This window comes from Actinoallomurus vinaceus, assembly GCF_039542055.1.
In the GTDB taxonomy this organism is placed as follows: domain Bacteria; phylum Actinomycetota; class Actinomycetes; order Streptosporangiales; family Streptosporangiaceae; genus Actinoallomurus; species Actinoallomurus vinaceus.
Window position 1 is genome coordinate 178,592 of the sequence record NZ_BAABHK010000003.1, and the last position, 24,903, is coordinate 203,494.

Here is a 24,903-nt window from a genome sequence, read left to right on the forward strand (position 1 = left end):
CGGATAACCCCCGTATAGGAGAGGCCTGAAATGCGCAACAACATTGCGGGTGCGGCGGTGAACAAGGCCGCCGAGGCCCGTCCGGACAAGAAGGTCGCGCAGTCGGCGGAGACCCTGAAGGACGTGCCGGAGGAGGCCGTCCAGGGAACGGCGATGAAGGGTCTGCGGCTTCCCGTCGTGGGCCGCCTGCTCCAGTCCCTCGCCCTGGCAAGGCTCCTGCGGGTGCTCCGGGCCATCGTCAGGTTCATCCCGCGCGCCCTGCCGGTCGCGATCCTCATCGTCGCCGGCTGGCTCTTCCGCCGGATGCGGAGGAAGTGACCCCGATTCCTCCAGCAGGCGGACGATGCGCTGGGGGTCGTACCGTTGCCGTTCGGCCTGCCGGCGGCCGATCCGGTCTCCACGGAATGGGACCGGGGTTTGGCCGAGGCGCCGGTTCGGGGAAGATGTCGGACAGTGTTCGCCATTCCGGACGGAGTACGGATGACCGCCCTGCTGATCCTGCACCCGGACGACGACGTGGCCCTGGCCACCGAGGATCTCGCAGCCGGCTCGGCGGTCCGCGAGGGGCTCGTCGCCCGCAACGACGTGCCGCGCGGGCACAAGGTCGCCCTGCGCGACCTGCCGGCCGACAGCCCGGTGCGCAAGTACGGCCAGGTGATCGGCTTCACCACGCGGCCCGTGGCCGCCGGTGAGCACGTGCACACCCACAACCTCGGGTTCCAGATGTTCGACCGGGAGTACGAGTACGGCGTCGACGTCCGCCCCGAGGACCCCGTGCCCGTCGCAGAGCGGGCGACGTTCGACGGGATCGTCCGGCCCGACGGCCGGGTCGCCACCCGGAACTACCTCGGCATCCTCACCACGGTGAACTGCTCAGCGACCACCGCCCGCCGCATCGCCGAGCGGTTCCGGCGTCAGGAGGGGCTGCCCGGGCCGCTGGACGAGTACCCCATGGTGGACGGCGTGGTGGCGCTGACGCACACCCTGGGCTGCGGCATGGCCGGCGAGGGCAGCGAGGAGTTCGCCGTGCTGCGGCGCACCCTCACCGGGTACGCGAACCACCCGAACTTCGCGGGCTTCCTCGTGCTCGGCCTCGGCTGTGAGGTGAACGAGGTCCGCTCCCTCGTCGAGGAATGGGGGGTCGGCCGGGACACGCCGGTGGTGCCGATGACGATCCAGGAGCTCGGCGGCACGCGCGCGACGGTGGCCGAGGGGGTCGCCCGGATCAAGGACATGCTGCCGGCGGCGAACGCCGTGCGGCGGCGGCCCGTGCCCGCCTCCGAGCTGGTCCTCGCGATGGAGTGCGGCGGCTCGGACGGCTACTCCGGCATCACCGCCAACCCGGCGCTCGGCGCGGCCGCCGACCTGCTCATCCGGCACGGCGGCACCGCCGTGTTCGGCGAGACCCCGGAGATCTACGGCGCCGAGCACCTGCTCGTCCGGCGCGCCGTCAGCCGCGAGGTGGGCGAGAAGCTCGTCCGCCGGATCCGCTGGTGGGAGGAGTACACCGCCAGGCACGGCGGCTCGATGGACAACAACCCCTCCCCCGGCAACAAGGCCGGCGGCCTGACCACCATCCTGGAGAAGTCCCTGGGCGCCGCCGCGAAGGGCGGCCAGTCCAACCTCGCCGACGTGGTCCAGTACGCCGAGCCGATCGGCGCCAGGGGACTGGTGTTCATGGACACCCCGGGCTACGACCCGGTCAACGCGACCGGCATGGTCGCCGGCGGCGCGCACGTGCTGTGCTTCACGACCGGCCGCGGCTCGGTCTTCGGCTGCAAGCCGACGCCCAGCCTGAAGCTCGCCACCAACACGCCGCTGTACGAGCGGATGACCGACGACATGGACATCAACTGCGGTCTGATCGCCGACGGCGAGTGCGACATCGCGGAGATGGGCCGGCGGATCTTCGACCTGGTGCTGGCCACCGCGTCCGGCCGCCGGACGCGCAGCGAGGAGCTCGGCTTCGGCGACGAGGAGTTCGTGCCCTGGCAGCTCGGCGCCGTGATGTGACGTTTCGACCACGATCACCGCGGCTCCACGCGGGGCGCTTTACCGTTTCTGTACCTTTGCTGGTCCTTGGCTTGACGTACAGAACGGGGCGTTACATGGACTTCTCCACCTTTCAGGCCCAGCAGCGGCTACTCGTCCGCCAACGCGTGCGGCTGATGGTGAACCAGTACGAGGTGCACACCGCGAACCCGGACGGTTCCGAGGGTGAGCTGGTCGCCTTCGCCCAGCAGAAGCGCATGGCGTTCAAGGAGCAGGTGACCTTCTACGCCGACGACCGCAAGGAGCAGCCGCTCTTCGGGTTCAAGGCGCGCCAGCGGCTCGACCTGGCCGCGACGTACGACGTGACCGACCCGGGCGGGCAGCCGATCGGCAACTTCCGCAAGGACTTCAAGGCCTCGCTGCTCGCCTCCACCTGGCACCTCGAGCAGCCGGGCCTCGGCGTCACCACCGGCTCCGAGCGCAACAAGACCGTCGCCATCCTGCGCCGGGTCTGGGACTTCATCCCCTACGTCGAGAGCCTGCCGTTCGCCTGGCCGTACCACTTCGACTTCACGGCGAACGAGCAGGAGACGTTCTCCGTGGACAAGAAGTTCGGGCTCCGGGACCGGTACGTCGTCGAGATCAAGGACCCGCGGCTGGACCGCCGCCTGGTCATCGCCCAGGCGGTCGCGCTCGACGCGCTGCAGCACCGCTGATCGGTACGCACCGCAGCACCGCCGAGCCGTACGCACTCCAGCGCCGCTGCGCGTACCCGCCGCAGCACCGCTGAGCCGTCGGCGCCGCTGCGCCGTACGCGCTCCAGCGCCGCCGAACCGTACTTGCGGCGTCGCCGAGCCGTACGCGCCTGAGAACCCGCTGAGTCGCCCGGCGAACGCCGGGAGGTCCGGCCGGACACCGCCGGCCGGACCTCCCGCGCCGTCAGGGGATGCGGACCGCCGCCGACAGCGGCAGGTTCCGGGAGGAGTCGCCGACCGCGATGACGTGGCGGCCGCCGACGGTCGTCCACCGCTGCGCGGCGGTGTCCCAGATCGAGAACGCCCGCGCGTCGAGCCGGAGCGTCACGTGCCTGCTCTGGCCCGGACGCAGGGTCACCTTGGCGAAGCCCTTGAGCTGCTTCGGGGGCTCCCCGGCCGACGCCGGCGCCGTCACGTAGACCTGGGCGACCTCCGCGCCCGTACGGGACCCGGTGTTACGGACGTCGACGCCGACCGTCACGCGCCCGTGCCGGTCCGGCCGGGGCGAGACCGTCAGGTGGCCGAATCGGAAGTTCGTGTACGACAGGCCGTATCCGAAGGGGAACAGCGGCTGCTCGCCCTGCGCGTCGTACCAGCGGTATCCGACCTCGAGCTTCTCGGAGTAGTTCACGTTGCCGTTCACGCCGGGGTACCGGTCCGGCGTGCTCGTGGGCGTCTGGGTCTCGCTGCGCGGGAAGGTCACCGGCAGCTTGCCCGAGGGGTTCACGTCGCCGAACAGCAGCGCCGCGAGCGCGTTGCCGTCCTCCTCGCCCGGGTACCAGGTCTCCAGGACGGCGGGAACGCTGTCGATCCAGGGCAGCAGGACGGGCGCGCCGCTGTTGAGGACGACGATCGTGCGCGGGTTGGCCGCGACCACCGATCGGACCAGCTGGTCCTGGTCGGCGGACAGCGACAGGTTCGCCCGGTCGGCCCCCTCCTTCTCGACGTCGCCGACGACGACCACGGCCACGTCCGAGGAGGCGGCGAGCTTCGCCGCCGCGGCCGCGTCGGATCCGTCGGCGCTCTGGACGGTGACGCCCGCGCCGACCCGCTTCTGGATGCCCTCGACGGGGCTGACCGTGTACAGCGGCTTGACGTGCGAGCTGCCGCCGCCGCCCGGGTGCGCGGCCTGCGCGTACGGGCCGACCACCGCGATCGACTTCAGGCCGTTCGCCTTGAGCGGCAGGGCCGAGCCGGTGTTCTTCAGCAGCACGGCGGTCTGCTCGGCGACCGACCGCGCCACCGCTCCCCCGGCGGCCGCGTCGATGGGCGTGACCGTCCGCGGGTGGTCGAACAGCCCGGCGCGGATCTCGATGGCGAGCCGGCGCACGATCATCGTGTCGAGCTGCTGCATGCTCACCTTGCCGTCGAGGACGGCCTGCTTGAGCTCCTCGTCGTACGGGCCGTTGTCCCGCAGCTCGAGGTCCTGCCCGGCGTCGGCCGAGCCGACGGCGGTGTGCGTGGCGCTGGCGTCGGACTGGACGAAACCGTGGAAGCCCCACTGGCCGCGCAGCACGTCGGTCAGCAGGTGCTTGTTCTCGCATGCGAACGAGCCGTTGACGGACGGGTAGGCGCACATCACCGAGGCGACGTGCCCCTCCTTCACCGCCGCCTCGAAGGCCGGCAGGTGGATCTCGTGGAGGGTGCGGTCGTCGATCTGCTCGTTGACGGTCTTGCGGTTCGTCTCCTGGTCGTTGGCGGTGTAGTGCTTCACCTCGGCGAGCACGCCCTGGCTCTGGATGCCCCGGATGTCGGCCACCGCGAGCCGGGCCGCGAGGTAGGGGTCCTCGCCGTAGTTCTCGAAGGCGCGGCCGTTCTGGTAGACGCGCACCATGTTGACGTCGGGCGCCTCGAGCAGGCTGTGGCCGACGTTCCCCGTCTCCCGGCCCTCGACGACGCCGTACTGCCGGGCCAGCCCCGGGTCGAATCCGGCGGCGAGTGCCACGGGTGCGGGCAGCGCCGTGGCGTCGGGCTGCGCGGGGACCGCGCCGGTGCCGACGCCGGCCGGGCCGTTGCTGATGAGGAAGTCGGGGATGCCGAGCCGGGGAATGCCGGGCACGAACCGCGAGATGCCGCCGGCGCCCTTGCCGGTGGTGTGGGTCTGGGAGATCTTCTCGTCCAGCGTCATCTGCGCGACGAGGGCGGCGGCACGCTGCTCGGGCGATGCCGTGGGCGACCGTCCGGCCACGGCGGCCGGCGCGAGGGCGAGCGGCCCGATCAGGGCCACGGCCGCCGCGATCGCGGTGGGCAGGCGTCTCATCATGCTCCTCGGAGGGGTCGGCCCGAGAGCCACGGCGAGGGCGCGCCGGTCGGCACGCCGGATCCGCCGGAGGTACTCGAGAGGTCAGGGGCTGTGACACAGCACAACACCAGACATCGGAGGAGTCAAGAGTGTTCTGTGACGCCCCGTGAGGTTCTCCGAGCGGCCTGAAGTCGCCGGGCTCGTCAGTCCAGACCGGCACCGGCCGACAGGCGTCGGACCCGAAGCGCCGGATTCATCGGATGTATCGCGCTACTTCCCCTCACTCTCGAGGTAGCGCAGGACGGCGGCGACGCGGCGATCCGTGTGCTCGGTCGGTGGCAGGTCGAGCTTGGCGAAGATGCTGCGAATGTGCTTGTGGACGGCGCCCTCGGTGACGACCAGGCGCTGGGCGATGGCGACGTTGCCGAGGCCCTCGGCCATGAGCGCCAGCACGTCGCGTTCTCGCGGTGTCAGCCGGTCCAGCGGGTCGTCGGCGCGCCGGTGGGCGAACAGCTGGGCGACGATCTCCGGGTCGATGGCGGTGCCCCCGGCGACGACCCGCTCGAGTGCCTCGAGAAACCGCTCGACCCGCCCGACGCGCTCCTTGAGCAGGTAGCCGATGCCGGCCGTGCCCCCGGCGAGCAGGTCCGTCGCGAAGGACTCCTCGACGTACGCCGACAGCACGAGCACGGCGAGTTTCGGATGGCGCGCCCGCGCCGCCACCGCCGCCTTGATGCCCTCGTCGGTGTGGGTGGGCGGCATGCGCACGTCGACGATGGCGATGTCGGGCGGGTCCGCGTCGACGGCGGCGAGGAAGGCGTCCGGCGTCTCGACGGCGGCCACCACCTCGAACCCCTCCCCGCGCAGCAGTAGTTCGAGACCCGCGCGCAGCAGGGCGTCGTCCTCGGCGATCACAACACGCACGGCAACTCCACGTCGAGAATGGTCGGTCCGCCCGGCGGGCTCGAGAAGGTCACGCGTCCGTCGTACGCTTCGACCCGGCGGCGGATGCCGACGATGCCGCTTCCGGACCTGTCGTCGGCGCCACCGCGCCCGTCGTCCTCGACGCGCAGGTGGAGCCGGTCCCTGGTCTGGCGCACGTCGACGGCCGCGTGCCGGGCGTGACTGTGCTTGGAGATGTTGGTGAGGGCCTCGGCGACCACGAAGTAGGCGGTCGCGTCGACCGAAGCGGGACGGGAGCCCGGCACGTCGACCGACACCCGGCAGGGCACGGCGCACCCGGCCGCCAGCGCGGTCAGCGCACCGCCGAGCCCGCGCTGTTCGAGGACGGGCGGCAGGATCGCGCGGACCACCGCGCGCAGCTCGGCGAGGGCCTGCTCGGCCGCGGACTGGGCCTGCTCGATCGCCTGGTCGGCGGTGGCGGGGTCCTTCTTCAGCGCCCGCCGCGCGGCACCCAGCAGGACCGTCACGCCGACGAGCCGGTTCTGCGTCCCGTCGTGCAGGGAGCGCTCGATCCGCCGCAACTCGGCGGTGTGGGCGTCGAGGGCGGCGGCCCGGGTCGCGGTCAGCTCCGCGACGCGCGCGGACAGGTCGACGCTCGGGTGCGGTTTGAGCAGGCGCAGCCCGGGCCGGGCCTGCAGCCGCGCCATCGCCGGGGTCAGGCCGATGAGGATCGCCACCCACCCGACGCCCAGGAGGACGCTGGACAGCGCACCCGTCCACCCGTGGATGGGGATGCCCACGGAGGTGGTGACGCCGCCGGGTGGTATCAGCGTCCACCACAGGGGGAAGCTGAGGTCCCGGACCGCGAGCACCGGCAGCAGCACGCCGAAGAAGCCCAGGAGGAACCCGAAGACGGCGTGGGTGAACAGCCACCGCAGGTCACGCCCGGTGGCCGGATCCGCGGCGGCTGCGCGGATCCGGGCGAGCCAGCCACGCGGCCACGCGGGGTACGGGCTGATCACCTCGTCGCCCCACCGGCTCAGCCGCTCGCGCTCCCGGCCGGCCACCGAGCGCACGACCGCCAGCGCGCCCGGGAGCAGCGGCAGTCCGATGCCGACCAGGCAGAGGACGGCGATGACGAGCAGCCCGGCCGCGGTGAACAGGGCGAGGACCGCGGTACCCAGGCCACCGGCGAGCCGCTGGTACGCCTCGAGCGAGCCTCGGAGCGCACGGCGGACCGCGCCGTCGTCCCAGCCAGGCATCTCCACGTCCTCCCGCGATCAGTGGTCCACCTTAGGGGTGATCAAGACGGTTCGCGGTGGAATCCGGGAAGGTGGTGCCTGCTGTACCGCGATCGGGTAGTGAGCGGGATCGTCGCAGGTCGGCGCGGTCCGTAGCGTCGTGGCCCTACCAAGGAGGACCCATGACGAACGACCCCTATCGCATCGACCAGCGCGGTGCCGCCGCCCCGGAACGGCACGGCATCGGCGCGCTGCGCACGGCCCTCTGGACCGTGCTGGTGATCAGCGCCGCCGGGAACGCGGCGACCTCGACGGCCGGGCTCCCGATCGCGGTGAGCCTGGCGTTCGGCGTCGTCACCGTGCTGTGCGTCGCCTGGCTGATCGCGGACCGGTTCCGGCGGGGGCGGGCATGAGACGCGGCGGATCCGCCGACATCCGTCCCGCACCGCCGGGACAGGTGATCGGCCTCGACCGGGTCACCAAGGTGCACCGTACGGGCACCGTGGCGGTGACCGCGCTCGACGACGTGTCGCTCACCGTCCCCCGAGGCACGTTCCTCGCGGTGATGGGGCCGTCCGGCTCGGGCAAGAGCACGCTGCTTCAGATCGCGGCGGGGCTGGACACCCCGACGTCGGGAACCGTGATGGTCGGGGACACGGACCTCGGCAGCCTGAACGAGGCCCGGCGCACGGTGCTGCGCCGGGACCGGATCGGCTTCGTGTTCCAGGGCTACAACCTGCTCCCCTCCCTGACGGTCGAGCAGAACATCACGCTTCCGCTGCGGCTCGCCGGCCGTGCCCCGGACCAGGAGTGGATCCGCGCGCTGGTCGACCGCACGGGCCTGGACGGCACGCTGCACCGCCGCCCGGCCGAGATGTCCGGCGGGCAGCAGCAGCGGGTGGCGATCGTCCGGGCGCTGGCCGCCCGCCCTGACATCGTGTTCGCCGACGAGCCGACCGGGGCGCTCGACGTCCGCAGCTCCGGGCACGTCCTCACGCTCCTGCGCCAGATCGTGGACGAGCTCGGCCAGACCATCGTGATGGTGACGCACGACCCGGCCGCCGCGGCCCGCGCCCACGAAGCCCTGATCATGGCCGACGGGCGGATCGTCGACGTGATCGGCGACCCCACGGCCCAGGAGCTCGCGGGCCGGCTGAGCTCGCTGGGAGGCCGCTGATGTTCCGGATCTCCCTGCTGCTCGCCCGCGGCCGGATCGGGGCGCTCGTCGCGATCGTCTGCGCGGTCCTGGGCGGGTCGGCCTTTCTCACGGCCACGGGGGTGCTGGCCGAGTCGGGGCTGCGCTCCCACGTCCCGGTCGAGCGCCTCGCCGGAGCGGACGTCATCGTCTCCGCCCGGCAGTCGGTCGACCAGGACGAGGACCTGGCCGAGCCGCTGCCGGAGCGGGCACCGATCCCCGCGCGCATCGCCGGTCTGCTGGGCGGGCTGCCCGGGGTCGCCTCCTCGGTCGGCGACGTCAGCCTGCCCGCCGCCGTCGTCGGGCGTGGCGGCGCCATCGTCGGTCCGGCCGCCGACCCGGGGACGGCGGGGCACGGCTGGTCGTCGCGGACGCTGCCGGGGCCCGGCGCCGTCCGCGGGGCTCCTCCGGCCGGCCCCGGTGAGGTGGCGCTCGACGCCGCCACCGCCGCGCGGGCCGGCGTCGCCCCCGGCGACCGGGTGGCGGTCGTGGCCGCCGGCCTGCGGCACGAGTACCGGGTGTCCGCCGTCGTCGGCGGGCGGCCCGGGGTCTACTTCGCCGACGCCACGGCGGCCCACCTGGCCGGCCGGGACACCGGCCCGAAGAGCGCGACGGTCGACCTGGTGGCGCTCCGCGCCGCCCCCGGCACCGATGTCGGCGGCCTGGCCGCGCGCGTCCGCCAGGCCCTGCGCGCGGACGGCCGGGGCGACCTGACGGTGACGACGGGCGCCGCACGCGGGGACGTCGAGGAGCCCGGCGCGTCGACGGCCCGCACGCTGCTGTTCATGCTCGCGGGCTCCATCTCGGGGGTCGTCCTGATGATCGTCGGGTTCGTCGTCGCCGGGGCGCTCTCGGTGTCGATCGCCGGGCAGCGCCGCGACCTCGCCCTCATGCGGGCCGTGGGCGCCACACCGCGGCAGGTCCGCCGCCTCATCGCCGACCAGACCGGTGCCGTCGCGCTGCTCCCTCTCCCCTTCGGGGTGGCGCTCGGCTATCTCCTCGCCGGCCGGTTCGGCGACCTGCTGACCGAGCACGGCGTGCTGCCGGACCGCCTGCCGCTCGCCTGGAGTCCCCTGCCGGGCCTCGCGGCCGCCCTGCTGCTGTCCGCCGCAGTCCGCGTCTCGGCGCTGAGCGCCGCGTTCCGTACCTCGCGGATGTCGGCGACCGAGGCCGTCGCCGAGTCGCGGACCGACCCTCGGCAGCCGGCGCTCGTACGGACCCGGATCGGGCTGCTGCTCATCGTCGGCGCGATGGTGGGCTCGGCCGTTCCCCTGGTGCTCCGGACCGCCGAGGCCACCATCGCCACCGGCTCGGCGAGCATCCTGGCGGTCATCGGCCTCGGCCTCGCCGGACCGTACCTCGTCCAACGCGGCAGCGGCGCGCTGCTGGGGCGGCTGCCGCGCCGCACGTCGCCGACGACCTGGCTGGCGGTCAGCAACGGCCACGGCTACGCCGTCCGGGTCGGCGGGGCGGTCACGGCGCTCGGCATGGCCGTCGCCTTCACGCTGAGCTACGCGCTCACCCAGACCACGCTGATGGCCGCCACCGACCACCAGGCCAAGGCGGCCACGCACGCCGACGTCACGGTCACCGCGCCGGGCCTCGGCGGTGTCCCCGCGCGACTGACCGACGAGGTCCGTACGACGCCCGGCGTCGCGGCCGCCGTGCCGGTGGCCACGACGACCGTGCTGTGGCCGTACCGCGACGACGGTTCCACGATGGTCGCGTCGTACCGGACGCTCGTCACCGGGTCCGACGCGACGGGTGTCCTGGACCTCGGGCTCCGCGACGGCGCGCTGAGCGACCTCACCGGCACCGCCATCGCGATCAGCAGGAGCACCGCCTTCGCCCGCGGCGCCCACGTCGGCGACCACGTCTCCGTGATCCTGGGCGACGGGACCACGGCCGCCGTACGGGTGGTCGCCATATACGACCGGAGCCTGGGCTTCGGGGACGTCGTCGCCTCGCGCGACCTGGTCGACGGTCACACCACGACCGGCCTGGCCGACAGGGTGCTCGTCCGCGCCGCGCCGGGCCGGGGCCCGGAGGTACGGCGCGCGCTCGCCGCGCTCGCCACGCGGGAACCGGGCGTGCAGGCCGGGGACCCCGACGGTGTCGGGGGAACGAAGACGCCGCCGGAGGTCTGGGTGAACGTCGTGGTGCTCGCCGTCCTGCTGGGATACGTCCTGCTGGCGGTCGCCAACCGGCTGGCGGCCTCGGCCGCGCAGCGGCGCGACGAGTTCACCTCGCTCCGGCTCGTCGGGGCCACCCCACGGCAGATCGTCGCGATGGTGCGCCGCGAGGCCGCGCTGATCTCCGCCGCCGCCGTCGGCGCCGGGATCGCACTGTCGGCGGTGCCGCTGGCCCTGCTGGGCACCGGCTTCCTCGGCCGCCCGTGGGCCGCGGGACCGGTCTGGCTCCTGCCGGCGATCGCGGCGCTCGTCGTGGCGATCGCCTGGCTCGCCACCGAGCTCCCGGCCCGGGCCGCGCTCCGGGCGGCGCCCGCGGCCGTCCTCGCCCAGCGCTCCTGACCGGCCGCGCGGTGCGCCGGCTCCGGCCACCGGTTCACCGCACGGCCGGTCCACCGGCCCCACGCAGACGGGCCGGCCCCCGCACGGACGACCGATCCCACACGGACACCGGCCCCACACGGGCAGCCGGTCCACCGGCCCCACGCGGACACGCGGGCGGCCCGTCCGAGGCGGGGGCCGGTCCGACGCGGCCACCGATCCCACGCGGGCGGCCGATCCCACACGGACACCGGCACCACGCGGGCAGCTGGTCCGGCGCGGAGCCGGTCCGACGCAGGGGCCGGTCCACCGCAGCCACCCGTCCCACACGGGGGCCGGTCCCACATGGGCAGCCGGTCCCCACGCGAGCGACCGCTTCGACGCGGCCGCCAACCGGTCAGACACGGCCAACCGGTCCGACACGGAACACCGGCAGCCGGTCCCCGCAGCCTCCGGTCCCGCACGGACGGCCGGTCCACCGCGGCCACCGGCCCCGCACGGGCGACCGCTCCCACACGGGCAGCCGGTCCGACGTGGGCGGCCGGTTCATCGGGAGGCACCGTTCAGCGCAGGACGTCCTCGCCGGGACATCGTTGACGGGTCGGAGGTGGCGCTCCTACTCTGCTACCGACCGGTCGGTATGTGTGTCGGAAGGGCCGCGATGATCGCCAGCACGATGCAGGAATTCCCCCTAACCGTCTCCGCGATTCTGCGGCACGGGGCCCGCGTGTACGGCGGCAGCGAGTGCGTGACCTGGACCGGCGGCGAGCCGCTCCGGGCGTCGTACCGCCAGATCGCCGAGAACGCCGAACGGCTCGCCGCCGCCCTCTCCCGGCTGGGCGTCGACGAGGGCGACCGCGTGGCGACCTTCTGCTGGAACAATCAGGCGCACCTCGAGGCGTACTTCGCCGTCCCGGGGATGGGCGCGGTGCTGCACACGCTGAACATCCGGCTGTTCCCCGACCAGCTCGCGCACATCGTCGAGCACGCCGAGGACAGGGTCATCATCGTCGACGACTCCCTCGTGCCGCTGCTGGCCCGCGTGGCCGACCGGCTGCCCACCGTGGAGACGTTCATCGTCGTGGGCCACGGCGACGCGTCCGCCCTCGGCAGGGCTCGCGTGCTGCGGTACCACGAGCTGCTGGCGGCCGAGGAGCCCGGGTTCGACTGGCCCGAGCTCGACGAGCGGGCCGCCGCGTCGATGTGCTACACCAGCGGCACGACGGGCGACCCGAAGGGCGTCGTCTACTCGCACCGCTCGACCTTCCTGCACGCCCTGGCCGCGACGTCGGCGTCGCTGCTGGGCATCACCGAGAAGGACCGCGTGCTCGCGATCGTCCCGATGTTCCACGTCAACGCCTGGGGCCTGCCATACGCCGCGTTCCTGTCCGGGGCGACGCTCCACATGCCGGGGCCGTTCCTCCAGCCCGAGCACCTGACCGCCTTCATCGCGGCCGAGCGCAGCACCGTCTCCTCGGCGGTGCCGACGATCTGGAGCGCGATCCTCAACCACGGCGCCGCCCACGAGATCGACCTGTCGTCGCTGCGGACGGGCACCTCCGGCGGCGCCGCCGCGCCCCGCGCGCTGCTGGAGGCCTTCGAGGAGCGGTACGGCCTGCGGATCATCCAGGGCTGGGGCATGACCGAGACCAGTCCGCTCGGCGGCATGGCCTTCCCCCCGCCCGGCGTGGAGCCGGGCACCCCGGAGGACGTCGACTGGCGCCTGAAGTCGGGCCGCGTCACGGCAGGCGTGGAGATGCGCATCGTCGACGCGCTGGGCGAGGAGCTGCCCTGGGACGGCACGTCCGTCGGCGAGATCGAGGTGCGCGGGCCGTGGATCACCGGCTCGTACCACCGCGATCCCGCGCCGGAGAAGTTCCACGACGGCTGGCTGCGGACCGGCGACATCGGCACGGTCGACGACCGGGGCTTCTTCCAGATCACCGACCGGGCCAAGGACGTCATCAAGTCCGGCGGCGAGTGGATCTCCTCCGTCGAGCTGGAGAACCACCTGGTCTCCCACCCCGCGGTCCTCGAGGCCGCGGTGATCGGCATCCCGGACCCGCGCTGGGACGAGCGCCCGCTCGCCTTCGTCGTCACCCGCGACGGCCGCTCCGTGACCGCGGCCGAACTCGCCGAGTTCCTGGCCGGCAAGGTCGCACGCTGGCAGGTCCCGGAGAACTGGGCGTTCGTCGCCGAGATCCCCAAGACGACGGTCGGCAAGTTCGACAAGAAGCCGCTACGGGCCCGGTACCGCGCCGACGAGGTCAAGATCGAGCGGCTCTGACACTCACCTGAGAGGCCGGTCGCGATCGCCGCGAGTGAACGGCAGGACGCGAAAGCTTCCGGACCATCCAGATTGACTTACTAGGGAATTGCCGCCATGCTCGATCCATGCACTCCGAGGTCCCTCGTTGGCTGAACCTGCCCGTCGACCTGCGACGGCAGGCGAGCGCGCTGTGTACCACGCCCGTACCCGCGTGAACCCAACGACCTCAGAGTGAACAGGAGCATTAGTACATGGCCGCGAGCACTTCCGCGCCTGCCCGGACCCGCCTGGCCGACATCGCCCGGCGGTTGGCGACCGCCCCCGACGAATGGATCCACCGCGTACGCCTGAGCACCGAGGAACGCTGGTACGAGCGCCTCCACCAGGACGACGATCACGAGATCTGGCTGCTCAGCTGGCTGCCGGGCCAGTCGACCGGCTTCCACGACCACGGAGGTTCCCGCGGGGCCTTCGCCGTCGCCCTCGGGAGCCTGCGCGAGCACGACCTGGCCGTCGAACGCGACCTCGGGCCCAGCGACTTCCGAGAGTTCGGGCCGGACTACATCCATTCGGTCACCAACGCCTCGACCGCCCCGGCGGTCAGCGTTCACGTGTACTCGCCCCGGCTCACCACGATGAACCGCTACGACCTCGTCGACGGCGGCCTGATCAAGCTGGTCGAGGAGCGCGCGGACGACTGGTGAGACGCCGCCGTCATCGGGCCGCTCCCGGCCGGCGTTCGAACCGCAGTGCGCCGAGGTCCAGACGCTGTGACGGGGTCGCGTCGGTTCGCACGACGGCGTCGGCCCGGTCGCGGGTCGCCTCGCGGTCGAGCATCGCGGCCTCCTGCGCCGCCCAGCGTTCCCAGTGCGGCAGGTACGTGTCACCGTCGCGGTCCAGCGCGCGCCGCCGGCGGGTCCGGTCCGCCGCCTCCAGCCACACCAGCACGCTCGCGTGACGGGCGGCACGGCGTGCTCCGGCGCCGACGCCCTCCACGATGAGCAGCCCCGGCGGCGACAGCTCGATCGCATCGCCCCACACCTGGTCGATCCAGTCGTAGTGCGGGACGCGCGCGGCGCGCCCGGCGGCGAGCGGCTCGAGCACCTCCGAGACCAGCAGATCCACGCCGTGCTCCAGGCCGTCCCAGCCGCCGTAGAGGCCCTCGAGGCCGACCACCGGGGCATCCAGCTCCTCCCGGAGCAGGGCGGCCACGGTCGACTTGCCCGAGCCGGACCGCCCGTCGATCGCGATGACGCGGGTACGGCCGGCCCGGGGCGGAGCCTCCCTCAGCAGGGCGCCGAGTTCCCGTATCACCGTCAGGCGGGGGTGAGCGGTCGCCACGGGATCGGGCTGGACAGGACCATCGCCGAGCTGGTCTCGCCGTGGGACGCGAGGCGCACCAGGATGCGCTCGAGCTCGGCGACCGAGGTGGTGGCGATCAGGACCATGGAGCACACGTCCCCGGTGAGCCGGGACACCTCGAGGACCTCGGGGAGGTCGTCGAGCAGCTCCGGGTGCACGGTGATGCAGCGGGCCCCGTAACACTTCATCCGGACCTGGGCGACGACGGCGAACCCGGCCGCCGCCGGATCGACCTGGGCGTGATAGCCGGTGATCACCCCGGTCTCCTCCAGGCGGCGCACCCGCTGCGCGACCGTCGGGGCGGACAGGTGCACCCTGCGGGCGAGCTCGTTGTACGACAGCCGCGCGTCCTCCTGGAGCGCCCCCAGAAGGGCCCAGTCGACGGCGTCGAGGTCGGTTCTCACGAACGTAAGACTAATCGCCATATTCAGTGACGATCGTAAAAGATTGCCGCTTCGGTCTTCCGCATCGCCCCTGTGACCTCGGGATCGACCCGCGCAGAATGGTTTTCGTACACAAAGTGACGAAGGAGGTCAAAGGTGACCACCGAAGCATCCTCCGGCTGCCCCCTGCACTCCGCCGTCGAACCGAAGCTCGACTTCGGCGGCACCACGCCGTACGAGGACTACGTGCACGCGTCCACCCTGCACGAGCTCCAGAGGCCCGTCACCGACGAGCCCTTGGAGATGTCGTTCCTCGTCGTCACCCAGGTGATGGAGCTGTACTTCGGGCTGCTGGTCTTCGACCTGAGGCACGCCCGCGACCGGCTGCGGGCCGACGACGTCCGCGAGGGCGTCGCCGCGCTGCGCCGCTGCACCGGGCACCTGAAGGCGCTGCGCGCCGCCTGGCTGCCGATCGCCCGGATGACCCCGCGGGAGTTCAACGCGTTCCGCGACGCCCTCGGTGAGGGATCGGGGTTCCAGTCGGCGGCGTACCGGCACGTGGAGTTCCTGCTCGGCGAGAAGTCCGCGTCGATGCTCGTGCCGCACCGGTCGGTCCCCGCCCAGCACGCCGAACTGTCCCAGGCGCTCGGCGAGCCGGGCGTGTACGACGCCGCCCTCGCGCTGCTGGCTCGCCGTGGCCATTCCGTACCCGACGAGGTGCTCGAGCGGGACCTCACCCAGACGTACAACCCGCACCCGGCCGTGGAAGAGGTCTGGGCAAAGATCTACGCCACCGGCGCCGGCGAGGCGGTCCGACTCGGGGAGGCTCTGACCGACGTCGCCGAGGAGTTCACCGGCTGGCGTCACGACCACCTGATGGCCACCCGCCGGGCGATGGGGACCAAGCCGGGCACCGGAGGCTCCGCCGGGGTGGCCTGGCTGGAGAAGCGAGCGCGCCGGGACGTCTTCCCGGAGCTGTGGACCGCCCGTTCCCATGTGTGAGGATCGCCGCTGATGGACCTGACCGTACGCGCCGCCGAGCTCGACGCCGCGGATCCCCTGGCGCGCCTTCGCGCCGAGTTCGACCTGCCGCCCGGCACCGTCTACCTCGACGGCAACTCCCTCGGCGCCCCGCCCCGCCGGGTCGCCGACCAGATGGGGAGGGTCGTCCGCGAGCAGTGGGGCGGACGGCTGATCCGGTCGTGGTCGGAGGGCTGGTGGGAGGCACCCCAGCGGGTCGGCGAGCGGATCGCCCCGCTGATCGGGGCCGTCCCCGGCCAGGTCGTCGTCGCCGACTCGACGAGCGTGAACATCTTCAAGGCCCTCGTGGCCGCCGTACGGCTCGCCCCCGGGCGGCGGGAGATCCTCGTCGACGCCGCGACCTTTCCCACCGACGGGTACATCGCGTCGTCCGTCGCCGAGCTCACCGGCACGGTGCTGCGGGCGGTGGACGTCGACGAACTGCCGACGGCGCTGGGCGAGCGCACCGCCGTGGCGCTGCTCAACCACGTGGACTACCGGACGGGCCGTCTGCACGACATGGCGGCCGTGACGGAGCTGGTGCACGCGGCCGGCGCGCGCGTCGTCTGGGACCTGTGCCACAGCGTCGGCGTGCTCCCGATCGCGCTCGACGCGCTCGGCGTCGACCTCGCGGTGGGCTGCACCTACAAGTTCCTCAACGGCGGGCCGGGCGCGCCGGCGTTCCTGTACGTACGCCGGGACCTGCAGGAGACGTTCGACCAGCCGCTTTCCGGCTGGGGCGGCCACCGCGAGCCGTTCGCCATGGCCCCGGACTACGTCCCGGCCGAGGGCGTCGAGCGGGCCCGCTGCGGCACCCCCGACATCCTGTCCCTGCTCGCCCTGGAGTCGGCCCTGGAGGTCTGGGACGGCGTGGCCTTGGCCGACGTCCGTGCCAAGGGCCTGTCCCTGACGGGCTTCTTCATCGAGTGCGTCGACGAACTGCTCCCGCCCGGCACGGTGGAGGTGCTGACGCCACGCGACGAGCGGCGCGGCCACCAGGTGTCCCTCCGCCACGAGGCCGCCGAAGCCGTGATGACGGAGCTGATCAAACGTGAGGTCATCGGCGACTTCCGCGCCCCCAACGTCCTCCGCTTCGGTTTCGCCCCGCTCTACGTCACCTACGCCGACGCCCTCCACGCCGCCCGGGTCCTCGCCGACATCGTCACGACGGCCTGACCGGACACCCCTGGCCGTTCTGTCCCGGAAGGTTAGGGTCCCCGCCGTCTGATGGCCGTAGGCCACCTGTAGGGCGTGCCGGATCGGGCGGCCAGCGGGCCGGCATGCCGCTCGATCTCAGGACGGATGAATTGGCGCGACTGTGATATCCGCTCCTCGCTCGTGGAACCAGTTCTGAAGCAGCTCATCAGCGAGTTCGGTATCACTCCCGACCAGGCTCGGTCCGACAACGGTTCCCGAAAGCCCGGTCAACCGCAGATCTGCGATTTTGCAGTTGGTGAACAGGGTGTGCTCCGCCTTCGCGCCCCGCAGGTCGGCGCCGGTCAGGTCGGACTTCACGAAGCTCACCCCGCCAAGGAAGGCATTACGAAAGTCGGCGGACCGCAGATCGGCGAACTCGGCTTCGGTGCCCGAGAGCCACGCGTCGACGAAGCTTGCGCCTTCACCTGAAACCCGGAACAGGTCAGCGCCTATCATCTCGACATTAACAAACTTCGCTCCGACGATGGACGATTCGGTGAAGTCGGCGTGATTTATCATGCAGTCGACAAAAGAGACGCCCTCGAGGGTGGCTTCAGTGAAGTCCGCACGATGGAGTTCCAGACCACGCAGATCTGCGCCACGAAAGTCGAGATGTGCACCCACCAGGGCCACGTTCTCGTCCTCCGCGCGCCGCTCGATATAGGAGTTCAGTGCCGCACAGGCCGCTCTGTCGTAGGGCCACGCGTGGACCGATTCGGCGGATGGCCTGGGGACGTTGTTAGGGGTACCAGATGACATCATTACCCCATCCGCGACGAGCAATCATGGATTTTATCTGATCAATAGTAGCTTGCGAGGCGTTTCGCGTGTCAATGATCGGAGTTCGGGATAGTGCAAATTGCGCCTCTAGTTTATTTTCAAAATTATTAACTCTGAAATTACTCGATGAAGTCACTTCTTTGACGTCATAATATTTTCCTGTGCTGGGCGAATAGAAGTCGCCTTGACCTCTTCCCGGCGGACGCTGGAAGTCGGCGGGGACCCGGCCATCCTCTCGCAACGACAACGCGGTCTTCGCCTCTTCGTGAGCACCATCGTCAATTGCGTACGAGCCGTCCCTTCTTAGATGATCGGGGTCCTTCAGGAGCGAATCGTAGAGACTTGGGTTCTCCTGTGCCAGATTGTCGCGATATTGAGCAAGTTCCGTTCGCTCTTGCGGATCCAGCTCCTTGATAGGGGTCTTGCCGTCTCCGAGGAGCCTACGCCCCGCAGCTTCGGTCGACTTGGCCAGTCCGGAGGCCTCTCGTTCCGCCTTCGGTAGCACACGTGCGAGGTCTTTCAGCGCTGTGCCGACGGCCTTCATGCGGGCCACGACCGCCGCGATGAACTGGCGGAGCAGTGCCGTGGCGCGGGCGGTGATCCCGCCGGCTTCGGCGGCTTCGGCGGCTTGGCCGGCGGCCTCGCTGCCGCCCAGGGTGGGTGCAGCCAAGATCGCGGAGATGATCTCGCCGATGACGAAGGTGAGTGCGAACTCAGCCGCCAGTTCTACGAACTGGTGCTTCAGGTCACGGATCGCCTGGGCCTGGTCCCAGCAGGCGCGTTCGGTGTGCTCGCATCCTTGCAGGGTCAGTGTGAGCGATCCGCTGGTGGAGTCCACCAGCTGTCGCACCTGGGCGGCGAACGCGTCGGCGGCATGGCCTTCATTTTCGGCCAGCACGTAGGCCGCATAGTGCTGGGTGTCCATCCAGGCGGTGCGCAGCGCGGTGGCGAGGTCGCGCCAGGCCTCGGCGGCCTGCTCGATCAGTTCTGGTTTGCCGGTGGGGAACGGTCCAAGGAAGGAGGTGGCTCCGCTTTTCTTCCAGGCGTTCGGGTCCGGTGATGCCTCCGGTGTCGGCGTCGGCGTCGGCGATGCCGTTCGGGTGGATTTCGGTCGCTGGGCTGGGGCTGGTGGATTCGGTGACGGGTTGGAGGTCGGGTTCGGAGTTGTACGTGGGAGAGGTGGTGGGGTGCGTTCGGGTACGTCGGGCGGAGGTGGCAGGCCGCCGGTGCCGTGCAGGAGCCGTGCTTCTTGGCTTGCGGCTTGGCCGATGCGGTCGATGTCGGCGGTGACGTTGGCTTCGGTGACGCCATAATTGTGGGCCATCTGGTGAATGCGGCCGGCGATCTGCCGCAGGTCACCCGCGCATTGCTGCGCCGTGATCAGCAGTGAGTGCTGGGCCGGTCGATAGGATTCGGCGAAGGCTTCATCTGGCCAGGACGAACCCCAAAACGACCCGAGTCCCTCCAGCCGGCGCTGTGCCGTGGTGCCTGCCCGCGAAAGCGCCGCTCCGGCTTCGGCAAACCGCGGTGCGTAATACACCAGCACTTCGACCGAAAACCGGACCGAATCCGAAGTCATATCGCGCCCCCCTGAGCCGAATCGCTCGCTCTCGGCGGTGCACGACTTTATATAAAGGTGAACATTCTGCCCAAGGTTTTCGACCGTCGTCGTAACCCCAGGGCGATTTCAAAGTCGCCCTTCTGGGCTGATCTGCCGGACGGGGCGGTCCTGGACAAGCGGCACAGCCGCGTCGTCCTCGCCTTCACTCCCGAGAAAGGAACACTGTGATGGAGCACCAACTGAACCTGCGCCTGGTCCACGCCGGGCCCTCCGCGAGCGGCCACGCCAGATGCCCGGGACGAACTTGGTCCGGCAAGTCCGCCCCGGGCGGTTCCGAGGGCGCGGGTCCCGCCACCGGGGGCGGGCCGCGCCCGGCTACTTGTGCCGCAGGATCGTCTTCGGCAGGTTGAAGGGCAGCCGGTTCTTGGCGGGCTTGGACCGCGCCTTCTTGCGCAGGGCGGGGTACAGGTCCGTGTACACCTTGGTCGCGAGGTAGGTCCGCATGCTCGCGGTGTTCTGGCCGGAGGCCGACGGCAGGCCGCCGCGGAGGTTCACGACCGGGGTGAGGAGGCCGCAGCCGCTCGCTCCGGGGACGCTGTAGGCGTTGTCGTTCAGGGTCAGGCCGATGATGTCGCCGTCGTACGGGGTGAGGCTCGTCGGGTCCACCGTCGTGTTCAGCTTGATCGGCGTCTTGGTCGTGCCGATGAAGCACGTGGTGCCCAGCAGCGCGTTGATCAGCTTGATGCGCAGGTCGATGGTGGAGTGCAGGTTGCCGCTGTCGTCGATGGTCAGCCCGAAGTTCCCGACGTACTTCGGCAGGGCCTGCAGCTTGACGCCGGGCAGGTTCTCGGTGCCGGGGATGCCGAGCGCCCCGCCGGGCACGGTCATCGGCTTGGCGGTGACGGTGACGATCTGGACCTGCTTGCCGGCGCGGTCGGGGCCGCTGGCCACGCTGATCGTCATGTGCTCGGTGAGCGGCTGGGTGATGCCGCCGAGCTTCATGGATCCGCCGCCGACGACGAAGATGTTGCACCACCACTGGGCCGGGTCGGCCCCGACCGGCAGCCGGTCGGGGCACGAGGTGAAGTCGACCTTGACCGGGGAGGGGTCGGCGTGGGCGGCGGGGGCGGTCAGGGCGAGCGCGATGGGGGCGGCGGTGGCCGTGGCCAGGAGGCGGCGCGTGATCGACTTCATCGAGATAGGCCTTCAGGCGAGGGAGGAGTCGGATTCTGCGGAGCAGGGCAAGGACCGGAAATCCACCTCAGCAGATTTCCGCCACTCTCCGCATATAGTCTCTGACTACGTGTAGCGTTAGCTTCGCTCGTCGGGCGATAACCAAGCCCGCCGGGCCTACCGCCGGGCTGGCGGGATGTCAGGTCTGTGGAGTCTGTGTAAGACCGATGGGCGGCACTCCGTCCCTTGCCGGTGTTCCGGGTCGGTGACGGGCCGTGAAGCAGAAAGCTCAACCCGCGAGGGTTGAATCCCCCTGCTTCGGCTGAGGGAGAAGTCAACCAGGTACCTCTCAGGTAAGTGGCAGATGCAGCCACGGTCGAGATGCGTCACCGCCTTCGGTCGAAGGCGGTGACGCACTGGGTTGTTACGGTGCACGGCGCAGGTCGTCGGGGCTCCGGGGCGGGGGATCCGCCGACCGGACGAGCCCCCGGCCGAACCGGTGACCAAGATCTAAAACGGCGAACCCCACCAGGTCAACCGGTCAGTAGCGATCTTGGCCGTACCTGGCCAACGGCCGTCCGGACGGCGAGAGAAGCGCTGCGTGACCACGCAAGTGCGACATACCGCAGAAAAGCCGCCTACCAGGCTTTTCGCCAGAAAAGCCGCAAGTTCCCACCGCGCCAACGGCGGGCTGGATACGCTCGATCTTGTCAGCGGCGACGCGATGCGGCATTTGCCCGATCTTGACGGTGTCCTCGCCAGGACACGACACCGGGAGGCCGACGCGAACGCGCCCTGCCCGGCGAATGCCACCGCACCCGGTGGGTCATTCGCGGGGATTCCCGGCCAGGCCGCCCGCGCGAAGCGGGGTCTCCGGCCAGGCCGCCCGCCCGAGAAGGAGGAATTGAATGATGACGTCCGGCTGCGTTCGGCCGGCGGCAGAGTACGGCGGTCACCCGACCGCCGGCTGGTGCCTTTCCATGAGATCGCACGACCGGCTCCCGGCGGGAGGCGGCCGGTGACCGAGCCGTTGGACTGGCAGCGACTCGTCGTGGCGGTGGCCGTGACCATCGCCGCGGTGGCGGCGGGCTTCGGCCTGCGCACTCTCCTGGGCTGGCTCACCCACCGCGCCGGGAAGACCCGCTGGACCTGGGACGACCTGTTCTTCAAGCTGCTGCGCGACCTCGCGGTGGTGCCCTGCGCGGTCCTCGGCCTGTGGGTCTCGGTACTGATCCTGCACCTCAAACCGGGCATCCGGACGACGACGGGCCGCGTCCTGGTGGCCGTCCTCATCCTGACGATCTCCATCGCGATCGCGCGGTTCGCCGCCGGCGTCGTCTCCTCGATCGCGCTGGCCAGGTCGGGCGTCGCGCAGTCGGCGACGATCTTCGTCAACATCGTCCGGGTCGTGGTCGTCGGGATCGGCGGCCTCATCCTCCTGCAGAGCCTCGGGATCTCCATCACCCCGCTGCTGACCGCACTGGGCGTCGGCGGCCTGGCGGTCGCGCTGGCCCTGCAGGACACGCTCGCCAACCTCTTCGCCGGAGTGCACATCCTGGCGTCGAGGAAGGTCCAGCCCGGCGACTTCGTACGACTGGACAGCGGCCAGGAGGGCTACATCATCGACATCAACTGGCGGAACACGACGATCCGCCAGCTGCCCGACAACCTGGTCGTGGTCCCGAACTCACGGTTCGCCGACGCGATCGTGACGAATTACCACCGGCCGGCGCAGGACATGTCGATTTCCGTGAAGGTGGTCATCGGCTACCACAGCGACTTGGAGCACGTCGAGAAGGTCACCCTCGACGTCGCCCAGGAGGTGATGGCCACCGTGGACGGCGGAGTGACGGACTACGAGCCCTCCGTCCGGTTCAACACGATGGGCGAGTCGAGCATCGGGTTCTCGGTCAACCTCCGGACCCGGGAGTTCACCGACCAGTACCTGGTCGTCCACGAGTTCATCAAGCGGCTGCACCGCAGGTACCGCAATGAGGGGATCGACATCCCCTTCCCTCAGGGCAGCCTCATCCTCGCCGGCGCCGGCTCGGCCCGCTGACGGCAGGACGGCCGGGAACCGGCTTCAGACGAGCCGGTCGGTGATCGGGTTCAGACGAGCCGGTCGGTGACGGCTGACAGCCGACGGACGAGGGACACGGCGTGTTCGCGTTCGTCGGCGGCGAGGGACTCCCAGATCTCGGCGAAGCGGCCGACGAGGTCCCGTCGCTTCTCTTCCAGCACGGCCCGCCCCGCGGCGGTCAGAGTGAGGCACATGCTCCGGCCGTCGCGGGCGTGCGGGGTCCGCGCGACCATTCCCCGGCGCTCCAGGGCCGTCAGGGCACGGGTGACCGTCGGCTGAGCGAGCCCGGCCTGCTCCGCGACCGCCGACACCCCGCGGTCCCCCACGACGCTGACCGCCCCCAGGACCACGAGCTGCGGCACGGAGATGGCGTCGCCCGGAACGTTGTTCGCGGCGCCGCCCGTACGCCGCGCCGCGCGCAGCAAGTCCAGCACCGCATCGACGAAGTCGTCGAAAAGGTCGGCCGATTCGTCACTTCTGGTCGCTGTATCACCCCGATCGGTCATCTATATAGCGTACTATGGAGTCCGAGTGAGGAGCAGGCCATCATGGACGAATCATTCACCCCGGGCTCCGACGACGCCGCCCGGGACGCACGGCACCGGCCCCTGTTCGTCGTCGGCGTGGACGGATCGGACTCCGGCCGTGCCGCGCTCTGCCAGGCCGCGGACGAGGCCGCCCGCGCCGACGCCGACATCCTCTGCGTGCACGTCCGCCCGCAGCCGAGTCTCGGTGAGCTGACGGCACTCGTCGCCCCCGGCGCGGCGCTGATCAGCCGTGACTGCCGGGACCTCATGGAGATGCAGGCCTGGCTCGACTCCGTCCAGATCCTCGATCCGACCGGCCGTGCCTGGGAGTTCGCCGTCGTCAGCGGCCGGCCCGAGAAGCGCCTGCGGGAGATGACCATCGCCCGGCACGGCGACGCGCTGTTCGTCGGGCAGTCCGTCCGCTCCGGCCGGTGGTCCCGGTGGTTCCACCGCTGCCCCGCGCGCCGGCTCGCCCGGTCCCGGGAGTACCCCGTCCACCTCGCCACCACCGCGCCCTGACCGTTCCGCGTTTTGTGCGCCGGTGCCAATCGCCGCGCCGTTTTCGTGCGTCCCGTGCGCAGCGAACGACCCGCGATTCCGCAAGGGTGATGACTCCTCGGATGAAGATCACGTTCGGTGAGGTCGCCTCATCGTGCGGGTACGGAGAGCGGTGGACATCGCATGGTCGCTGGCGGTTTCACGCGCGGATTCACCGGCGTCCTCCTGACGGTGGTCGCCTCGGTGTGCGTCCTGCCCGAAACGGCCGGCGCGGCCGTGAAGAGGGTCGCCGCCGACGACGGCGCGAAGATCACCGGTGAGCACTGGATCGACGCCCGCACCGTCGACCTCACGGTCTCATCCCCGGCGCTCGGGGCGTCGGTGCCGGTCCGCGTCCTGGTGCCGCGGGGCTGGTCCCGCTCGGCCAGGAAGTCCTGGCCGGTCGTGTACGCCTACCACGGAGGCCGGGACACGTACGTGTCGTGGACCCGGAGCACCGACATCGCGAAGGTCGCCGCCTCGTGGGACGTGATGGTCGTGATGCCCGACACCGGGTGGGCGGGCTGGTTCACCGACTGGTGGAACGGCGGCAAGCGCGGCAAGCCCAAGTGGGAGACCTTCCACACCTCCGAACTCCTCCAGCTGATGCAGCGCAACTACCGCGCGGGCACGCGGCGCGCCACGATGGGCGTGTCCTCCAGCGGGTACGGAGCGGTCAAGTACGCCGCGCGCCACCCGGGCATGTTCAAGTACGCCGTCTCGCTCAGCGGCGTCCTGCACCTCACACAGACCGGTGTGCCCGCCCTCGTGATGTTCGAGGCGAGCGAGAAGTACGACCCGTTCCGGATCTGGGGCATCCCCGGCATCGACGACAAGAACTGGAAGGCGAACGACCCGTACGTCCTCGCGGCGAAGCTCAAGGGGACCGGGCTCTACCTCGCCAGCGGCCTCACCGGGCTGCCCGGCCCGAACGACCCGACGGGCGGCAAGGAACCGGTGGAGCTCCAGGAGGTCGTCTGCGGCGCGACGACGGTCTCGCTCGTGAACCGGCTCCGCAAGCTGCACATCCCCGTCACCGCGCACATCTACCAGAAGGGCTACCACGACTGGTCGACGTGGCAGCCGGAGATGCACACCGCGTGGCCGCTGATGATGAAGGCGCTCACGGCCAAGAAGCTCGGCTGACCAGGTCATCGGCCCCGCCGTCCCGTTGAT

The 24,903-nt window shown here is 71.1% G+C and carries 23 protein-coding genes; 14 read left to right on the forward strand and 9 right to left on the reverse strand.

The features are described 5' to 3' along the window. Positions 1-30: 30 nt before the first annotated feature. The 3 genes from ABEA24_RS11930 (at position 31) to ABEA24_RS11940 (ending at position 2,708) form a co-directional block, all read left to right on the forward strand. Positions 31-318, forward strand: coding sequence for a hypothetical protein (locus ABEA24_RS11930; RefSeq protein WP_345430800.1), 288 nt, complete (start codon positions 31-33; stop codon positions 316-318). Between the two features lie 162 nt (positions 319-480). Next, positions 481-2,013, forward strand: coding sequence for a UxaA family hydrolase (locus tag ABEA24_RS11935; RefSeq protein ID WP_345430801.1), 1,533 nt, complete (start codon positions 481-483; stop codon positions 2,011-2,013). Positions 2,014-2,108: 95 nt separating this feature from the next. Next, positions 2,109-2,708 carry an LURP-one-related family protein gene (locus tag ABEA24_RS11940; protein WP_345430802.1) on the forward strand — a complete coding sequence of 200 codons (600 nt, stop codon included), beginning with the start codon at positions 2,109-2,111 and terminating at the stop codon, positions 2,706-2,708. 223 nt (positions 2,709-2,931) lie between these two features. Here the strand turns inward: ABEA24_RS11940 and ABEA24_RS11945 are convergent, their stop codons facing one another. The 3 genes from ABEA24_RS11945 to ABEA24_RS11955 form a co-directional block, all read right to left on the reverse strand. Next, on the reverse strand, positions 2,932-5,007 hold the full coding sequence (locus tag ABEA24_RS11945) for a beta-glucosidase family protein (RefSeq protein ID WP_345430803.1): 2,076 nt from the start codon (positions 5,005-5,007) through the stop codon (positions 2,932-2,934). A 252-nt stretch (positions 5,008-5,259) separates the two neighbouring features. Continuing rightward, positions 5,260-5,913: a response regulator gene (locus ABEA24_RS11950; RefSeq protein WP_345430804.1), complete on the reverse strand. Its 654-nt coding sequence runs from the start codon at positions 5,911-5,913 to the stop codon at positions 5,260-5,262. Then, positions 5,901-7,154, reverse strand: coding sequence for a sensor histidine kinase (locus ABEA24_RS11955; RefSeq protein WP_345430805.1), 1,254 nt, complete (start codon positions 7,152-7,154; stop codon positions 5,901-5,903). The genes ABEA24_RS11950 and ABEA24_RS11955 overlap by 13 nt, the downstream gene beginning before the upstream one ends. A 161-nt stretch (positions 7,155-7,315) precedes the next feature. On the opposite strand from ABEA24_RS11955, the gene ABEA24_RS11960 reads away from it, so the two are divergent. The 5 genes from ABEA24_RS11960 to ABEA24_RS11980 all read left to right on the forward strand — a co-directional run bounded on the left by ABEA24_RS11960 (position 7,316) and on the right by ABEA24_RS11980 (position 13,811). Beyond that, positions 7,316-7,546 (forward strand): hypothetical protein, encoded by a 231-nt coding sequence (locus tag ABEA24_RS11960; protein WP_345430806.1) that lies wholly within the window; start codon positions 7,316-7,318, stop codon positions 7,544-7,546. Then, a complete protein-coding gene (locus ABEA24_RS11965; protein WP_345430807.1) occupies positions 7,543-8,310 on the forward strand; it encodes an ABC transporter ATP-binding protein in 768 nt (255 codons plus the stop codon). Before ABEA24_RS11960 ends, ABEA24_RS11965 begins: the two co-directional genes overlap by 4 nt. Continuing rightward, the gene (locus ABEA24_RS11970) at positions 8,310-10,859 is read left to right on the forward strand and encodes an FtsX-like permease family protein (RefSeq protein WP_345430808.1); all 2,550 of its coding nucleotides are present in this window, start codon (positions 8,310-8,312) and stop codon (positions 10,857-10,859) included. Before ABEA24_RS11965 ends, ABEA24_RS11970 begins: the two co-directional genes overlap by 1 nt. Before the next feature lie 640 nt (positions 10,860-11,499). After that, the gene (locus ABEA24_RS11975; protein WP_345430809.1) at positions 11,500-13,125 is read left to right on the forward strand and encodes a long-chain fatty acid--CoA ligase; all 1,626 of its coding nucleotides are present in this window, start codon (positions 11,500-11,502) and stop codon (positions 13,123-13,125) included. Positions 13,126-13,358: 233 nt separating this feature from the next. After that, positions 13,359-13,811, forward strand: a complete 453-nt coding sequence (locus ABEA24_RS11980; protein WP_345430810.1) for a cysteine dioxygenase — start codon at positions 13,359-13,361, stop codon at positions 13,809-13,811. A gap of 10 nt (positions 13,812-13,821) precedes the next feature. On the opposite strand, the gene ABEA24_RS11985 is transcribed toward ABEA24_RS11980, so the two are convergent. Next, the gene (locus ABEA24_RS11985; protein ID WP_345430811.1) at positions 13,822-14,448 is read right to left on the reverse strand and encodes an AAA family ATPase; all 627 of its coding nucleotides are present in this window, start codon (positions 14,446-14,448) and stop codon (positions 13,822-13,824) included. Beyond that, the gene (locus tag ABEA24_RS11990; protein ID WP_425551173.1) at positions 14,424-14,873 is read right to left on the reverse strand and encodes an Lrp/AsnC family transcriptional regulator; all 450 of its coding nucleotides are present in this window, start codon (positions 14,871-14,873) and stop codon (positions 14,424-14,426) included. Before ABEA24_RS11990 ends, ABEA24_RS11985 begins: the two co-directional genes overlap by 25 nt. A 135-nt stretch (positions 14,874-15,008) precedes the next feature. Here ABEA24_RS11990 and ABEA24_RS11995 point away from each other — a divergent pair, with 135 nt between their 5' ends. Together ABEA24_RS11995 and kynU are read left to right on the forward strand one after the other, a co-directional pair. Continuing rightward, a complete protein-coding gene (locus ABEA24_RS11995; RefSeq protein ID WP_345430813.1) occupies positions 15,009-15,854 on the forward strand; it encodes a tryptophan 2,3-dioxygenase in 846 nt (281 codons plus the stop codon). A gap of 12 nt (positions 15,855-15,866) precedes the next feature. Then, a complete protein-coding gene (gene kynU, locus ABEA24_RS12000) occupies positions 15,867-17,048 on the forward strand; it encodes a kynureninase (protein WP_345430814.1) in 1,182 nt (393 codons plus the stop codon). Between the two features lie 117 nt (positions 17,049-17,165). On the opposite strand, the gene ABEA24_RS12005 is transcribed toward kynU, so the two are convergent. Together ABEA24_RS12005 and ABEA24_RS12010 are read right to left on the reverse strand one after the other, a co-directional pair. Continuing rightward, entirely contained in the window at positions 17,166-17,852 is a 687-nt protein-coding gene (locus tag ABEA24_RS12005; protein ID WP_345430815.1) for a pentapeptide repeat-containing protein, read from the reverse strand. Then, entirely contained in the window at positions 17,809-19,428 is a 1,620-nt protein-coding gene (locus ABEA24_RS12010; protein ID WP_345430816.1) for a WXG100-like domain-containing protein, read from the reverse strand. The genes ABEA24_RS12005 and ABEA24_RS12010 overlap by 44 nt, the downstream gene beginning before the upstream one ends. A gap of 57 nt (positions 19,429-19,485) precedes the next feature. Between ABEA24_RS12010 and ABEA24_RS12015 the strand changes: the two genes are divergently transcribed. After that, on the forward strand, positions 19,486-19,638 hold the full coding sequence (locus ABEA24_RS12015) for a hypothetical protein (protein ID WP_345430817.1): 153 nt from the start codon (positions 19,486-19,488) through the stop codon (positions 19,636-19,638). A 147-nt stretch (positions 19,639-19,785) separates the two neighbouring features. Here ABEA24_RS12015 and ABEA24_RS12020 read toward each other — a convergent pair whose 3' ends face one another. Further along, positions 19,786-20,604, reverse strand: a complete 819-nt coding sequence (locus ABEA24_RS12020; RefSeq protein WP_345430818.1) for a hypothetical protein — start codon at positions 20,602-20,604, stop codon at positions 19,786-19,788. 997 nt (positions 20,605-21,601) lie between these two features. Here ABEA24_RS12020 and ABEA24_RS12025 point away from each other — a divergent pair. Beyond that, positions 21,602-22,642, forward strand: coding sequence for a mechanosensitive ion channel family protein (locus tag ABEA24_RS12025; protein WP_345430819.1), 1,041 nt, complete (start codon positions 21,602-21,604; stop codon positions 22,640-22,642). A 50-nt stretch (positions 22,643-22,692) separates the two neighbouring features. On the opposite strand, the gene ABEA24_RS12030 is transcribed toward ABEA24_RS12025, so the two are convergent. Further along, the gene (locus ABEA24_RS12030; protein ID WP_345430820.1) at positions 22,693-23,169 is read right to left on the reverse strand and encodes a MarR family winged helix-turn-helix transcriptional regulator; all 477 of its coding nucleotides are present in this window, start codon (positions 23,167-23,169) and stop codon (positions 22,693-22,695) included. Positions 23,170-23,211: 42 nt separating this feature from the next. Here ABEA24_RS12030 and ABEA24_RS12035 point away from each other — a divergent pair, with 42 nt between their 5' ends. Together ABEA24_RS12035 and ABEA24_RS12040 are read left to right on the forward strand one after the other, a co-directional pair. Then, entirely contained in the window at positions 23,212-23,709 is a 498-nt protein-coding gene (locus tag ABEA24_RS12035; RefSeq protein WP_345430821.1) for a universal stress protein, read from the forward strand. 162 nt (positions 23,710-23,871) lie between these two features. After that, complete coding sequence (locus ABEA24_RS12040) at positions 23,872-24,873, forward strand: alpha/beta hydrolase (RefSeq protein ID WP_345430822.1); 1,002 nt, start codon at positions 23,872-23,874, stop codon at positions 24,871-24,873. Positions 24,874-24,903 lie beyond the last annotated feature (30 nt).

Bases quoted from the DNA above. Each gene is read 5' to 3' on its own strand.
- ABEA24_RS11930 (WP_345430800.1), top strand. From the start codon at position 31: ATGCGCAACAACATTGCGGGTGCGGCGGTGAACAAGGCCGCCGAGGCC.
- ABEA24_RS11935 (WP_345430801.1), top strand. From the start codon at position 481: ATGACCGCCCTGCTGATCCTGCACCCGGACGACGACGTGGCCCTGGCC.
- ABEA24_RS11940 (WP_345430802.1), top strand. From the start codon at position 2,109: ATGGACTTCTCCACCTTTCAGGCCCAGCAGCGGCTACTCGTCCGCCAA.
- ABEA24_RS11945 (WP_345430803.1), bottom strand. From the start codon at position 5,007: ATGAGACGCCTGCCCACCGCGATCGCGGCGGCCGTGGCCCTGATCGGG.
- ABEA24_RS11955 (WP_345430805.1), bottom strand. From the start codon at position 7,154: ATGCCTGGCTGGGACGACGGCGCGGTCCGCCGTGCGCTCCGAGGCTCG.
- ABEA24_RS11960 (WP_345430806.1), top strand. From the start codon at position 7,316: ATGACGAACGACCCCTATCGCATCGACCAGCGCGGTGCCGCCGCCCCG.
- ABEA24_RS11965 (WP_345430807.1), top strand. From the start codon at position 7,543: ATGAGACGCGGCGGATCCGCCGACATCCGTCCCGCACCGCCGGGACAG.
- ABEA24_RS11970 (WP_345430808.1), top strand. From the start codon at position 8,310: ATGTTCCGGATCTCCCTGCTGCTCGCCCGCGGCCGGATCGGGGCGCTC.
- ABEA24_RS11975 (WP_345430809.1), top strand. From the start codon at position 11,500: ATGATCGCCAGCACGATGCAGGAATTCCCCCTAACCGTCTCCGCGATT.
- ABEA24_RS11980 (WP_345430810.1), top strand. From the start codon at position 13,359: ATGGCCGCGAGCACTTCCGCGCCTGCCCGGACCCGCCTGGCCGACATC.
- kynU (WP_345430814.1), top strand. From the start codon at position 15,867: ATGGACCTGACCGTACGCGCCGCCGAGCTCGACGCCGCGGATCCCCTG.
- ABEA24_RS12010 (WP_345430816.1), bottom strand. From the start codon at position 19,428: ATGACTTCGGATTCGGTCCGGTTTTCGGTCGAAGTGCTGGTGTATTAC.
- ABEA24_RS12020 (WP_345430818.1), bottom strand. From the start codon at position 20,604: ATGAAGTCGATCACGCGCCGCCTCCTGGCCACGGCCACCGCCGCCCCC.
- ABEA24_RS12030 (WP_345430820.1), bottom strand. From the start codon at position 23,169: ATGACCGATCGGGGTGATACAGCGACCAGAAGTGACGAATCGGCCGAC.
- ABEA24_RS12035 (WP_345430821.1), top strand. From the start codon at position 23,212: ATGGACGAATCATTCACCCCGGGCTCCGACGACGCCGCCCGGGACGCA.
- ABEA24_RS12040 (WP_345430822.1), top strand. From the start codon at position 23,872: ATGGTCGCTGGCGGTTTCACGCGCGGATTCACCGGCGTCCTCCTGACG.